Origin of the sequence: Achromobacter spanius, assembly GCF_003994415.1 — a bacterium.
In the GTDB taxonomy this organism is placed as follows: Bacteria; Pseudomonadota; Gammaproteobacteria; order Burkholderiales; family Burkholderiaceae_B; genus Achromobacter; species Achromobacter spanius_C.
In genome coordinates this window covers 4,663,676-4,677,013 of the sequence record NZ_CP034689.1, presented here as the reverse complement: position 1 = coordinate 4,677,013, position 13,338 = coordinate 4,663,676, and the positions used below count along the sequence as shown (strand labels likewise).

The window sequence follows — 13,338 nt, the reverse complement described above, 5'->3', positions numbered from 1 at the left end:
CGTATCGGCACATCGGCGCACTGGCGCGTTGGTGAGTTCTGCTGATCAGAGTATGCGGATTTTGCCTCTTTTCTTGTCGGGCGGCGCGCTGCTACAGTGGTTTCGATATCTGGAGGGCAACACATGGAGAGCCTGGATTTGCAGGTTTTAGCCGCAATCGAGAGCTGGCGCCATCAGGGCCACCGATTCATTTTGGCTACGGTCGCCAACACTTGGGGCGCCTCGCCACGGCCACGCGGATCCTGGCTGGCGGTGCGCGACGATGGGCGCATAGTGGGGTCGGTGTCGGGCGGCTGTATTGAAGACGACCTGATCGACAAGATACGGCGCGGCGGGCATTGGCAGCCACGCCCGTATGCGCTGACCTACGGCGCCACCCGCGACGAAGCGTTGAACTTTGGCCTGCCCTGCGGCGGCATTCTGGAATTGCTGATTGAACCCGACCCCGACGTCGCGCTGCTGCAAGGCCTGGCCGAACGCTTGAACAACGGTGAACTGGTCAAAAGAACGCTCAGCCTGGACACCGGCATGGCGGCATTGGCGTCTGCCCAGCCGGGCGATCAATTTCATTGGGACGGCAAAACGCTGACCACGCTGCACGGGCCGCAATGGCGTCTGTTGCTGGTGGGCGCGGGCGACATCGCGCGCTACATCGCGCCCATGGCGATGGCGCTGGGCTTTGAGGTGATCGTGTGCGACCCGCGCCAGGAATACGCCGCGTCGTGGCATGTGCCGGGCACACGGCTGCTGACGACGATGCCCGACGACACTGTCACAGCCCTGGCGCCGGATATCCGCACGGCAATCATCGTGCTGGCGCATGACCCCAAGCTGGACGATATGGCGCTGCTGGAAGCGCTGCCGTCGCCAGCATTCTTCGTGGGCGCGCTGGGTTCGCGGCGTACCAACGACCAGCGCCGCAAGCGCCTGCTTGAACATTTTGGCTTCACGCAAGCGCAGGTGGCGCGCCTGCGCGGGCCGGTGGGCCTGCCCATCGGCAGCCGCACACCGCCTGAAATCGCCGTGTCCATCCTGGCCGAATTGACGCAAGAGCGCATCCGGCACACCACCCCGCCCAGCACCCATTCGCTACGGGAATGCGGGTTGCTGGCCGACGACCTGGAGCGCGGCGTGGTCCGCGTTGCCGACTAAGACAAAGGGGCTGCCTTGGAAAATTCGCTTGCCATCAAGATCACCCGTCGCAACCTGCTCAAGGCAGGCGCTGCGTCGGCCACCGCCACCGCGATGGCCACGCCATCGATGACTGCCGCCCAGCAGGGCTCGCAGGCCGGCATGCAAGCCATGTCCGCCACCGTGACCCTGCGCGTGAACGGCGCGGCGCGCGAGGTGTCGCTGGACATGCGTACGACGCTGCTGGACGCGCTGCGCGAACACCTGCACCTGACTGGCACCAAGAAGGGCTGCGACCACGGCCAGTGTGGCGCCTGTACGGTGGTGCTGGACGGACGCCGCGTCAATTCCTGTTTGACGCTGGCCGTCATGCATGACGGCGCCGAGATCACCACCATCGAAGGCCTGGGCACGCCCACTGCGCTGCACCCGATGCAGGCCGCCTTCGTCAAGCACGACGGCTACCAGTGCGGCTACTGTACGCCCGGGCAGATCTGTTCGGCGGTGGCGATGCTGGAAGAGGTATCGCAAGGCGTGCCCAGCCACGTCAGCGCCAGCCTGACCGAGCGCCCGCTCTTGAGCGCGGAGGAAATCCGCGAACGCATGAGCGGCAATATCTGCCGCTGCGGCGCGTATTCGAACATCGTCGAAGCCATCACCGAGGTGGCGGGGAGCAAGGCATGAGGCCCTTTACCTACGAGCGCGCCCGCACCCCCGCCGACGCCGCCGCCAGCGCCGCCCAGGTGCGCGGCGCGCGCTTCATCGCGGGCGGCACGAACCTGCTGGACCTGATGAAGCTGGAAGTGGAAACCCCCACGCATCTGATCGACGTGAACGGCTTGGGTCTGGACCAGATTACAGAGACGCCAGACGGGGGCTTGCGCGTGGGCAGCCTGGTGCGCAACACCGACCTGGCTGCCCACGAGCGGGTGCGGCGCGACTACGCGGTGCTGTCGCGCGCCATTCTGGCAGGCGCCTCCGGGCAGATTCGCAACCGCGCCACCACCGCCGGCAATCTGTTGCAACGCACGCGCTGCCCGTACTTCTACGACACCAACATGCCCTGTAATAAGCGCGCGCCCGGCACCGGTTGTTCCGCCATGGGCGGCGTGACGCGCCAGTTAGCCGTGATAGGGGCCAGCGAGGCCTGCATCGCCACGCATCCCAGCGACATGGCGGTGGCCATGCGCCTGCTGGATGCCCAGGTGGAAACCGTGCGCCCCGACGGCGCCACGCGTGTGATTCCGATTGCGGATTTTTACCGCCTGCCCGGTGACACGCCGCACATCGATACCAACCTGGAAGCCGGCGAACTGATCACCGCGGTGAACCTGCCCAAGCCTGTGGGCGGCGTCCATGTGTACCGCAAGGTGCGCGACCGTGCCTCGTTCGCTTTTGCGCTGGTGTCCGTGGCCGCCGTGGTGCAGGAAGACGGCAGCGGCCGTGTGGCGCTGGGCGGCGTGGCGCCACAGCCGTGGCGCATGGACGCGGCCGACGCCGCCATGCCGCAAGGCGCCCGCGCGGTGGCCGACCGCCTGCTGGCTGACGCGCGACCCACCGAAGACAACGCGTTCAAGCTGACGTTGGCGGCTAGAACCCTGAGTGCAGTGCTGGCGCAAGCGAGGGCCTGACGCGATGAAATTCGATACTCCCGCTACTGAAAACCCCATTGATCAATTGAAGGTCGTGGGCCATGGCGTTGACCGCATCGACGGCCCGCTCAAGACCACCGGCACGGCGCCCTACGCCTATGAACGCCACGATGTCGCACCCCAGGCCGCCGTGGGCTACGTGCTGGGCGCGGCTATTGCAAAGGGCCGCATCAGCGCCATGGACATCGAGGCCGCGCGCCGCGCACCCGGCGTGTTGGCGGTGGTAACCGCGCAAAACGCCGGCAAGCTGGGCAAGGGCAAGATGAACACCGCCACGCTCTTGGGCGGGCCGGACATCCAGCACTATCACCAGGCCATCGCCTTGGTCGTGGCGGAAAACCTGGAGCAGGCGCGCGCCGCCAGCCGCTTGATCCGCGTGCAGTATGAACGCGCGCCTGGCGCGTTCGACCTGGCGGCGGAAAAGGAATCCAGCGCTAAGGTCGGCAAGGAAGGCGGCGGCAAACCGAACCCCCGCGAAGACCGCGTCGGCGACTTCGAAAGCGCCTACGCACAAGCCCCGGTAAAGATAGACCACACCTACACCACACCCGACCAATCCCACTGCATGATGGAGCCGCATGCGTCCACGGCGGTATGGGAAGGCGATTCGCTGACCTTGTGGACGTCCAATCAAATGATCGCCTGGGGGCGCGGCGACGTGGCTCGTACGCTGGGAATTCCGCGCGAGAAAGTGCGGCTGATCTCGCCCTACATCGGTGGCGGCTTTGGCGGCAAGCTGTTCGTGCGGGCCGACGCCTTGCTGGCCGCGCTGGGCGCGCGCGCGGCGCGCCGGCCGGTCAAAGTGGCATTGCAGCGGCCCTTGATCGCCAACAACACCACGCACCGCCCGGCCACGATCCAGCGGGTGCGCATTGGCACCACGCAAGACGGCAAGATCACGGCCATCGGCCATGAAAGCTGGTCGGGCGATCTGCCGGGCGGCGGTCCCGAAGAAGCCGTGCAGCAGACCCGCCTGCTTTATGCCGGCGCCCACCGGCTGACCGCGCTGAACCTGATGGTGCTGGACCTGCCCGAAGGCAATGCGATGCGCGCGCCGGGCGAAGCACCAGGCATGATGGCGCTGGAGATCGCGGTGGACGAAATGGCCGAGGCCGCGGGCGTGGACCCGGTGGAGTTCCGCGTGCGCAACGACACGCAGGTGGACCCTGCCAAGCCCGAGCGCCCGTTCTCGCAACGGCGCCTGATTGAATGCCTGCGTGTGGGCGCGGACCATTTCGGCTGGGCCGAGCGGAGCGCGCGGCCCGCCTCGCGGCGCGAAGGCCGCTGGCTGGTGGGCATGGGCGTGGCGGCGGCGTTTCGCAATAACCTGGTGATGAAGTCGGCCGCCCGTGTGCGCCTGGATGCGGCCGGCCTGGTCATTGTGGAAACCGACATGACCGATATCGGCACCGGCAGCTACACCGTCATTGCGCAAACGGCCGCTGAAATGCTGGGCGTGCCGCTGGCCAAAGTCATCGTGCGGCTGGGGGATTCCTCGTTCCCCGTGTCGGCCGGTTCAGGCGGCCAATGGGGCGCCAACAGTTCCACGGCTGGCGTGTACGCAGCCTGCGACAAGCTGCGCACCGCCATCCTGCAACGGCTTGGCTTTTCCGGCGACGGCGCGGGGTTCGCGGACGGGTCGGTGACCGACGCCAGCGGCCGTACCGCCACGCTGCGTGAGGCGGCGGCCGGCGGTGAGCTGGTGGCCGAAGACATCCTGGAATTCGGCGACCTGGACAAGAAGTTCCAGCAGTCCACCTTTGGCGCGCACTTTGTTGAGGTGGCGGTGGACGCCGCCACTGGCGAAACGCGCATCCGCCGCATGCTGGCCGTGTGCGCGGCGGGGCGCATCCTGAACCCCAAGACCGCGCGCAGCCAGGTGATAGGCGCCATGACGATGGGCGTGGGCGCGGCGCTGATGGAGGAATTGGCGGTGGACGATCGCGTGGGCTATTTCGTGAATCACGACCTGGCCAGCTACGAGGTCCCCGTGCATGCCGACATCCCCAGTCAGGAGGTGATTTTTCTGGACGAAACCGACCCGATTTCGTCGCCCATGAAGGCCAAGGGCGTGGGCGAACTGGGCTTGTGCGGCGTGGGCGCGGCGATTGCCAACGCGGTCTACAACGCCACCGGCGTGCGCGTGCGCGACTACCCCATCACGCTGGACAAACTGCTGCCCGGGCTGCCTGACCTGACTTGAAGGCCAGGATGCCGCGGTGGCGCGCGCGCGGGTTCAGTTCTTCTGGATATTGTTGGCGGTGGCAATCGGGCGCAGCTTCGCGATGTCTGCCGTGACCCGTTGCGCGTAGGAGCTGCCGGGCTCGAAGCCGGGTTGAATACCGGCGGCCAGCAGTTTGTCGGAAGTTGCCTTGTCGGCCAACGTATCCGCCAAGGCCTGCTCCAGCTTTCTCCGCACATCGGCCGGTAAGTCCTTCGGGCCCACGACGGCAAACCAGGAATCCATCTTGAACCCGGGGTAGCCGCTTTCCGCGATGGTCGGCACGTCGGGCATCATCGGCGAGCGCTTTTCCGTGGTGACCGCGATGGCTTTGATGCGGCCGCTTTTCAACGCGGCGGCGGCGGCGGGGATGGCATCGAAGCTCAGGGGAATCTGGCCGCCCATCAAGTCGGTGATGGCGGGCGCGCTGCCTTTGTAGGGCACATGCATGACTTTGACACCCGCGGCGGACCACAACATTTCGCCGGCAAAATGAACGGTGGTTCCGTTGCCGTGCGAGCCATAGGAATAGGCACCTGGGTTGGCTTGTATGTTCTTGATCAACTGAGGCAGCGTCGATGCCTTTTCTTTGTCGTTGGCCAACAGCACCAGGCCAGTCGAGCCGACGATGCCCAAGGGCGTGAAACTGGTTTGCTCGTTATAAGGCAGCTTTTTGTACAGAATTGGGTTTACGGAAAACGTGGTCGCGGTGCCCAGCAACAGTGTGTAGCCGTCTGGATCGGACTTGGCCACGGATTCAGCCCCGATGATGGTGGCCGCGCCCGCCTTGTAGTCCACGACCACTTGCTGACCCAGCCGCGCACCCAGGCCTTGCACCAGAATGCGGGCCACGGTGTCGACCGTGCCGCCTGCTGGAAAGGGCACGACCAGCCGGATGGGTTTTTCCGGGAATGCCGCCTGTGCTGGCGCCATGCCCAGCCCCGCGGACAACGCCAGTCCAAAGCCCAATGCCAATGTTTTGATCTTCATGTTTTCCCCTTGATACCTAGTAGATAGGTTGCTGTTGGTGATGACAACGACACCCGAGCCGAGGCGTCTATGCACCTTCGGTCCGGTCGGTAGGATAGGTGTCAGCCGTAGGCGATGGCGCTTTTTGTGTCCACGGCGTTCGTGTCCAGTTCAACGATGCGGTTGAAATCTTCGGTGTCGTCGATACTGTCGGCGCTGGCTGCCCACACCGCACCGACCTCGCTGCTGATGGGCAGGGCAAGGCCCGCCTGTGCCATCATGTCGATGGCCAGGCGCACATCCTTGCGCATCAGTTGCATGGTGAAGCCAGAGTCGAAGCCCTTGTTCAAAATGCGGCTGGGATAGTTGTAGAGCGTGACACCGCTGCGGCCCGAGCCTGCGTTGACGGCTTCAATCAATTGCGTGGTGTTCACCCCGGCGGCCTCGGCAATCCTGAAGGCTTCGCTGGCGGTGAGCAGGTGCGACGCGACCAGCAGGTTATTGACGAGCTTGGCGATATGGCCCGCGCCCACCTGGCCAATCACAAATCGTTTGCTTCCCAGTGCGGAAAGCACTGGTTCGGCGGCGCTGAGATCCTCGGGCGCGCCGCCGATGAACATCGTCAGATCGCCGCTTTGCGCGCCGCGCGGGCCACCACTGACCGGCGCATCCACGAACCTGACGCCGCGCGCGCGCAGGACGACAGCCAGGGCCTGGGTGACGGTGGGGTCGGCCGTGGTGGTGTCGATCAACAGCAGGCCGGCCGGCGCCAGGGCGGCGATGCCATCCTCGCCTTCGACCAGTTTGCGCACGATGGCCGAGTTGGGCAGCGACATCACTACGGCCTGCACGTCCGCCAGCAGTTGCGCCAGCGTGCCGGCGGCGTTGATGCCTTCTTCCTGGGCCACGCGGGCGGTCAGCTCGGGGTTGGCATCCAGCCCCGTGACCTGAAAGCCCGCGCGCTTGAGCGACGCCGCCATGCCGCGCCCCATTTTTCCTAATCCGATAACGCCAATTGCTTTGATGTCCGACATGATGCGTGTTCTCTGAGTGAGGGGTCGGCCAGGCTCAAGCGCCCGTGCCGATGGGGATCCAGACGCTTTTGGTCTGGGTGTATTCGTACAAGGCCTCGACGCCACTTCCGCGCCCGTAGCCGCTGCTGCCATAGCCGCCGAAGGGCGTCGAGACATGCATGTCGCGGTACATGTTGATCCAGAAAATACCCGCCCTGACGCCCGCCGCGACACGATGGGCGCGGGCGATGTCGCGCGTCCATACGGCGCCCGCCAGGCCGAATTCACTGTCGTTGGCAATGGCGATGGCTTCTTCTTCGGTGTCGAAGGGGATGGCGACGACTACGGGTCCGAATACCTCTTCGCGCGCAATGCGCATGGTGTTGGTGACGTCTTTCAGTACCGTGGGCTCAACGTAGTAGCCCTGGCCGCGCGCGGCCATCTTGCCGCCCGCCACGCATTGCGCGCCTTCGGCCAGGCCCACGGCAATCAGGGATTCAATGCGGTTCAGTTGCGCCAGGTTGTTGATCGGGCCGCTGTCGGCGGATTCATCCAGAGGGGCGCCAACCTTGTATTGCTGTGCGGCCTGCGCGAGTTCGGCCACGAAGTCGTCGTAGATCGGCCGTTGCACCAGCAAGCGCGAGCCGGCCGCGCAGTTTTGCCCGGTGTTCGCAAAGGCCGCCACCACGGCAGCGCTGACCGCTGCCTTGCGGTCGGCGTCCTGGAAAACGATGTTGGCGGATTTTCCACCCAGCTCGAGCAGGCAGGAAATCGGCCGCTTGGCGGCTTGCGCGTTGACCTTGCGGCCCGTGCCCACCGACCCCACGAAGACGATCTTCTTGATGTGATCATGCGCAATGACGGGGTCGCCTATCGTTTGCCCCAGCCCGTTGAGCACATTGATCACCCCGGGCGGAAAGCCGACCTGCACCGCCAGATGGGCCAGCACCAGCGACGACAAGGGCGTCAGCTCCGAAGGCTTGATCAGGACGGCATTGCCCGTGGCCAGGGCCGGCGCAATGTTCCATGCGGCCAGGTACAGGGGCGAATTCCACGGCATGATGGCAAACACCACACCCAGCGGCTCGCGCAGCGTGTAGTTCAACTGCCCGCCCGGTACCGGCACCACATTGCCGCCGAACTTGTCGGTCCAACCCGCGTAATAGCGAAAAATTTCGGCGACGGCCGCCAATTGCGCTCTGCAACCTTTGATGGCTTTGCCGGTGCTGGCGGCTTCCAGACGCGCCAGCGGGTCGGCAACCTGGCTCACCGCTTGCGACAGCGCCATCAGCAGTTCGCCACGACGCTGGGCGGATAGCGCGGCCCAGGCCAGAAAGCCCGACTGGCTGCTTTGCAAGGCCGCTTGCACCTGCGGCGGGCTGGCGTCGGCGTAGCGGAACAGCGTGGTTTCGTCGGTGGGGTTGGTAATGGTGATGGGGGCGCCATCGCCCGCCAGCAGGGCGCCATGGACATATGACCCGATCTTCGGATCCGGGCCGAGCAACTGCACCAACAATTGTTGGACGATCTCTGAATAGGACATCACGGTCGCCACCTTTGGAATCGCGGACACGCGGGTCACGGCTTGGCCGCTTCGGCGTCGAGTTCGGCAAACAACTGCTTGGCGATGCGCGTGCATTCGCTGCCGGTGGGCACGCCGCAGTACAGCGCGGATTGCAGGAAGACTTCGCCGATTTCCTCGCGGGTCAGGCCGTTGTTCAGCGCGCCTCGGATATGGATCTTCAGTTCGTTGGGGCGGTTCAGCGCGGCCAGCATGCCCAGGTTGACCAGGCTGCGGGCGCGGCGGTCAAGGCCCGGGCGGTCCCAGATGTCGCCCCACAGGTTGCGGATGGCGAAGGCGCGCATCGGTTCGCTGAATGCATCGGTGGCGGCAGCGGAATGACTCACATAGGCTGCGCCCAGGACTTCGTTGCGGATTTCTTCGCCACGCGAAAATAGGTCTTTGCTCAAGGTCGTCTCACCAGATTAGGGGTCGTGATCAGGAATCGTTGAGACCAGTGTAGGAAGCAGAGGGGGATGGCGTAAGATGCAAAAAAAGCCATCACGATAACCAAAGGTTTTCGGCGTAAACGCTATGACTCTGGACCAACTCAAGGCCTTCCTGGCCGTCGTCGAGCACGGAAGCATCCGAGCGGGAGCCCGTTCGCTGGACGTGGCGCAAAGCGGGCTGACCAAACAGATTCGCCGGCTGGAGCAAAGCCTGGGCGCGGCGCTGTTCGTGCGCGCCAATAGCGGCATCGTGCTGACCAATCACGGCAATACCTTGCTGGCGCGCGCCCGCATCATCCTGGGCGAATGCGAGCGGGCAGAGCAGGACTTTCAATCCTTGCGCGGGCAGTTGAGCGGGCGCTTGAATGTCGGCGCATCATCCGAGGCGTTCGCGCGTTTCCTGCCTCAGTGCATTGCGCAGTTGCGTGACCAGCACCCCGCCGTCAGCGTGCATGTGGCCAGCGGGCCGTCCACGACCTTGCTGTCGGGCATACGCGAAGGCAGGCTGGACTTTGCCGTGACGCTGGTGTCCAAACGCAGCGACATGACGGACTTGCGCAGTGATCGGCTCACGGCCTCCCGGCCGCGCATCCTGTGCCGTAAGGGGCATCCGCTAAGGCCAGCAACGTCGATTCGGGAACTGGTGGGCAGCGACTGGGTGAACACCGCCCGCTTGGGCGAGGAAGGCACGCCGTCGAACCGCCTGGGCGACTGGTTCAAGCTGAACGGGCTGCCCGAGCCGAACATCGCAATCTCGGTGGAGTCCCTGCTGGACACGCTGAACCTGATCACGAGTTCGGACTTCCTGTTTCTGGGACCCGAGTTCGTCTTGCAGCAAAGCGGCTTTGAATACAAGTTATCAGCCCTGGACATTGCCGAGCCGATTCCGTATTCCGATCTGTGCGTGGTGCAGCGTGCGGCTGTGCCCTTGGCGCCGGCCGCGCAGGCACTGGCCTCGATGCTGATTTCGTACGGCCGGATGTCGGAGAAGGCCCGCGCACCGGCCGTGTAAGCCGCGCCGCGAACACGAGCAGGGCATGACCCAGCCGCCCCAGCCGCTGGCGCGCGAACCAGCGGCGCGCCGATCAGCGCGGCGCGTGATCCAGCAAGCCGGACAAGGCTGCCGCGCTTTGCCGCACGGCCGCGACGATGGCGTCCTGGTCCAGGCTGCCTCCTTCCCACTGCGCGGCGGGAATGGTCACGCCGATGGCGGCGGCAATGCGGCCGCTCTGGTCCCGCACGGGCGCGACCACGCTTGCGATGGCGGCTTCGAAGAAGCCCGTGTCTTGCACATAACCCCGCTCGGCGTCCTGCCGCAGCATGTCATGCAGTGCTTCCACCGTAGCGGGGGTGCGCGGCGTAAAGCCCTGTAGCGGCGTTTCCGGATATAGGGCGCGCAGTTCGTCCAGCGTCAGATCACACAGCAGCGCGCGCCCCAATGACGTGGAATGCGCGGGCAGGCGCGTGCCCACATACACCGTGCTGACAAACGGCGTGGGCGCCGAAGACTTGGCCACCACCACCACCGATTGCCCGTCACGCACCACCAGGTTGGAGGGCAGGCCGGTCGCATCGCGCAACTTTTCCAGCAGCGGCCCGCCCAGCTCGGTCAATTCCAACGACGCCAGGTATTCGAAACCCAGGCGCAGCACTCCCATGTCCAGCCGGTAGGCGGTGCCCGATTCCACCTTGCGCACGAAGCCCATGCGTTCCAGCGTGGTCAAGAGGCGAAATACGGTGGAGCGTGGAATCGACAGCCGGCGGGCCAGCTCGGGCGCCGTCAACGTTCTGTCGTTCCTGCTGAATTCACAAAGCAGCAGCAGGCCGCGCTCCAGCGCGGGAACGGCATAGCGGTCGGACGGGGTCTCGCTGGTGTCGAGGTCGGTCAATTCGTGCTCCAGGGCGGTGTTCCAAAAATTGGCGACGACAGAGTACCGCAGCTCTTGCGCAAGCGGGGCCAACTCGTACTTGTCTGAAAAACGGCGTGTCTAGGGATATCCCGGATGCCAGGGTGCTGGATGCTCGCCATAATTTGTCCACATACAAAACGTTGTTTTATATATAAGACAAAATGACAATAATGTCATCGGAGATCGTCATGCCCTTGCCCCCTCGGCCAACGGCCCCGCTGTCCTACAACCCGCAACTGACGCCCTGGGCGCCGCCCGCCCTTGAACCCACCGCGGGCAAGGGCGGCATAGAGCGCCCAGGCGCCGTGCCAAACCTGGTGTGGCAAACCCGCGCGCAAGCCCCCACCGCCTACGAAAACGCGCTGGGCGACGCCTTGGAAGCGGCCTTTGACGGCGGCGCCGAGACGCCCGCTGACGTGGTGGCAAGCCTGAACGCCCAGGCGCTGCGCGCGCCGGACGGCGAGGCCTGGACCGAAGCGGGTTTTCTGCAGGAAATGCGTCGGCTTGGCGCCTGATGTTCTTTATCGGCCAGGACTTGATCCGCCGCCATCCATCCCACTTGAGGGGTCTGTGACCATGACATCGCAACGGATAGAAAACCGCCTGAATCAGGGCTTGCGCAATTACTGGTATCCGGTCGTCGCGCAATGGGCCGTGGGCGGCGCGCCGCTGGGGATTACGCGCCTGGGCCAGAACATCGTGCTGTGGCGCGACGCGCAAGGCAATGTCCACGCGCTGGAAGACCGCTGCCCGCACCGTGGGGCGCGCTTGTCCATGGGATGGAACCTGGGCGATCGCCTTGCGTGCTGGTATCACGGCGTGGAAGTGGGCGGCGATGGCCAGGTCAAAAGCGTGCCGGCCGTCAGCCAGTGCCCGCTGGAAGGCCGCAACTGTGTGAAGGCCTACCCGGCGCGCGTGGCGGCGGGCGCGGTGTTCCTGTGGTTCGGCCAGGGGCCGGCGCCGGAACTCAGCCTGCCAGAGGAACTGGACTGCGGCGAGCACTCGCACTTCCTATGTACCGCGCAGTGGGCCTGCAACTACCGCTACGCCATCGACAACGTCATGGACCCAATGCACGGCGCGTATCTGCACGCGGCGTCGCATTCGATGGCCGATGGCGACAAGCAGGCGCAGATGGCCATCCGCGAAACCGACACCGGCCTGATCTTCGAAAAGAGCAATCAGTCGGGCGTGAACTTTGACTGGGTCGAGTTCGGCGAAACCGATTCAATGTGGCTGCGCCTGTCCATCCCCTACAAAAAGCGATTCGGCCCCGGCGGCGAATTCGGCATCGTGGGCTACGCCACGCCGGTGGACGAAAACCACTGCCAGGTCTTCTTCTGGCGCACGCGGCGTGTGCAAGGATGGCAGCGCGACGTGTGGCGCTTTCTGTATCGCAATCGGCTGGAAGGCCTGCATTGGGAAGTACTGGAGCAAGACCGCGTCGTGCTGGAAAGCATGGCGCCGGACGCGCGCAAACACGAAACGCTCTATCAGCATGACGTCGGCATCACGCGCGTGCGGCGCATCCTGCAGCGGCGCGCCGAGGCCGAAGTGCAAGCGGAAGTGCAGGCCGACGTGCCGGCTACCGGGCAGACCACTGTGCAGACGACCGGGCGGGCAAACGAGCAGGCCGCGCATGTCTGACGCCCACACTGCCGCCTTGCCCCCGCTCTCATTGGCCGGCCGCCGCATCCTGGTGACCGGGGCGGCGCGCGGGCTGGGCCTGGCGTTTACGGAATATCTGGCGCAAGCCGGTGCGCAGATCGCAATGGTTGATGTGTTGGGCCCGGAACTGGATCAGCAACTGAGCCGGCTGCGCGATGCCGGCCTGCGCGTGCACGCCTTCCTGGCGGATCTGCGCAACCCGGACTCCTGCCTGCATTGCGTCCACGACGCGGTGTGCGCGCTGGGCGGCTTGGACGGGCTGGTGAACAACGCATCCATCACCCATTCCGGCGGCCGCCTGGCCGAAGAGCTGGACGTGGCGATGTGGGACAGCGTCATGGAAGTCAATGTGCGCGGCACCTGGCTGATGACCACGGCCTGCCTGCCCGCGTTGCGCGCCAGCGGCCGGGGCAGCATCGTCAATATTGCGTCCGACACGGCGTTGTGGGGCGCGCCCAAGCTGCTGGCCTACGTGGCCAGCAAGGGGGCGCTGATCAGCATGAGCCGGTCGCTGGCGCGTGAGTTGGGCGCCGACAACATCACGGTCAACACGATCGCCCCGGGCCTGACGCGCGTGGAAGCCACCGACTACGTGCCGGCCGCCCGCCACGAGCTCTACCGCAACCAGCGCGCCATTGCACGCGAGCAGGTGCCCGCTGACTTATGCGGCACGGTGGCCTTTTGTCTGTCGGACCTGTCGCGTTTCATGACCGGGCAATTACTGGCCGTGAATGGCGGCATGGTGATGCACTGACCCCCAGCAA

General features: G+C 65.3%; 13 protein-coding genes. 8 read left to right on the top strand and 5 right to left on the bottom strand.

Annotated features, from left to right (window positions below):
- Positions 1-123 precede the first annotated feature (123 nt).
- From ELS24_RS21395 to paoC, 4 genes are read left to right on the top strand one after another with little or no spacing between them, the layout of a single operon-like run.
- Entirely contained in the window at positions 124-1,152 is a 1,029-nt protein-coding gene (locus tag ELS24_RS21395; RefSeq protein WP_127185305.1) for an XdhC family protein, read from the top strand.
- Between the two features lie 15 nt (positions 1,153-1,167).
- Complete coding sequence (gene paoA / locus ELS24_RS21390) at positions 1,168-1,815, top strand: aldehyde dehydrogenase iron-sulfur subunit PaoA (protein WP_127185304.1); 648 nt, start codon at positions 1,168-1,170, stop codon at positions 1,813-1,815.
- The gene (locus ELS24_RS21385; protein ID WP_127185303.1) at positions 1,812-2,762 is read left to right on the top strand and encodes an FAD binding domain-containing protein; all 951 of its coding nucleotides are present in this window, start codon (positions 1,812-1,814) and stop codon (positions 2,760-2,762) included. Before paoA ends, ELS24_RS21385 begins: the two co-directional genes overlap by 4 nt.
- A 4-nt stretch (positions 2,763-2,766) precedes the next feature.
- Positions 2,767-4,986: an aldehyde oxidoreductase molybdenum-binding subunit PaoC gene (paoC, locus tag ELS24_RS21380; protein ID WP_127185302.1), complete on the top strand. Its 2,220-nt coding sequence runs from the start codon at positions 2,767-2,769 to the stop codon at positions 4,984-4,986.
- Positions 4,987-5,019: 33 nt separating this feature from the next.
- Here the strand turns inward: paoC and ELS24_RS21375 are convergent, their stop codons facing one another.
- From ELS24_RS21375 to ELS24_RS21360, 4 genes are all read right to left on the bottom strand, one after another.
- The gene (locus ELS24_RS21375; protein ID WP_050449286.1) at positions 5,020-5,994 is read right to left on the bottom strand and encodes a Bug family tripartite tricarboxylate transporter substrate binding protein; all 975 of its coding nucleotides are present in this window, start codon (positions 5,992-5,994) and stop codon (positions 5,020-5,022) included.
- A 101-nt stretch (positions 5,995-6,095) separates the two neighbouring features.
- The gene (locus tag ELS24_RS21370) at positions 6,096-6,998 is read right to left on the bottom strand and encodes an NAD(P)-dependent oxidoreductase (RefSeq protein ID WP_127186424.1); all 903 of its coding nucleotides are present in this window, start codon (positions 6,996-6,998) and stop codon (positions 6,096-6,098) included.
- A gap of 43 nt (positions 6,999-7,041) precedes the next feature.
- Positions 7,042-8,529, bottom strand: coding sequence for an aldehyde dehydrogenase family protein (locus ELS24_RS21365; protein ID WP_127185301.1), 1,488 nt, complete (start codon positions 8,527-8,529; stop codon positions 7,042-7,044).
- A 35-nt stretch (positions 8,530-8,564) separates the two neighbouring features.
- Complete coding sequence (locus tag ELS24_RS21360; protein ID WP_050449284.1) at positions 8,565-8,957, bottom strand: carboxymuconolactone decarboxylase family protein; 393 nt, start codon at positions 8,955-8,957, stop codon at positions 8,565-8,567.
- 124 nt (positions 8,958-9,081) lie between these two features.
- Here ELS24_RS21360 and ELS24_RS21355 point away from each other — a divergent pair, with 124 nt between their 5' ends.
- A complete protein-coding gene (locus ELS24_RS21355; protein ID WP_050449283.1) occupies positions 9,082-10,008 on the top strand; it encodes a LysR substrate-binding domain-containing protein in 927 nt (308 codons plus the stop codon).
- Positions 10,009-10,081: 73 nt separating this feature from the next.
- Here ELS24_RS21355 and ELS24_RS21350 read toward each other — a convergent pair whose 3' ends face one another.
- Positions 10,082-10,885: an IclR family transcriptional regulator gene (locus ELS24_RS21350; RefSeq protein WP_050449312.1), complete on the bottom strand. Its 804-nt coding sequence runs from the start codon at positions 10,883-10,885 to the stop codon at positions 10,082-10,084.
- Between the two features lie 209 nt (positions 10,886-11,094).
- On the opposite strand from ELS24_RS21350, the gene ELS24_RS21345 reads away from it, so the two are divergent.
- From ELS24_RS21345 to ELS24_RS21335, 3 genes are all read left to right on the top strand, one after another.
- Positions 11,095-11,421 carry a recombinase-like helix-turn-helix domain-containing protein gene (locus ELS24_RS21345; protein WP_127185300.1) on the top strand — a complete coding sequence of 109 codons (327 nt, stop codon included), beginning with the start codon at positions 11,095-11,097 and terminating at the stop codon, positions 11,419-11,421.
- A gap of 61 nt (positions 11,422-11,482) precedes the next feature.
- A complete protein-coding gene (locus ELS24_RS21340; protein WP_127185299.1) occupies positions 11,483-12,553 on the top strand; it encodes an aromatic ring-hydroxylating oxygenase subunit alpha in 1,071 nt (356 codons plus the stop codon).
- The gene (locus ELS24_RS21335) at positions 12,546-13,328 is read left to right on the top strand and encodes an SDR family oxidoreductase (RefSeq protein WP_127185298.1); all 783 of its coding nucleotides are present in this window, start codon (positions 12,546-12,548) and stop codon (positions 13,326-13,328) included. Before ELS24_RS21340 ends, ELS24_RS21335 begins: the two co-directional genes overlap by 8 nt.
- Positions 13,329-13,338: the final 10 nt, after the last annotated feature.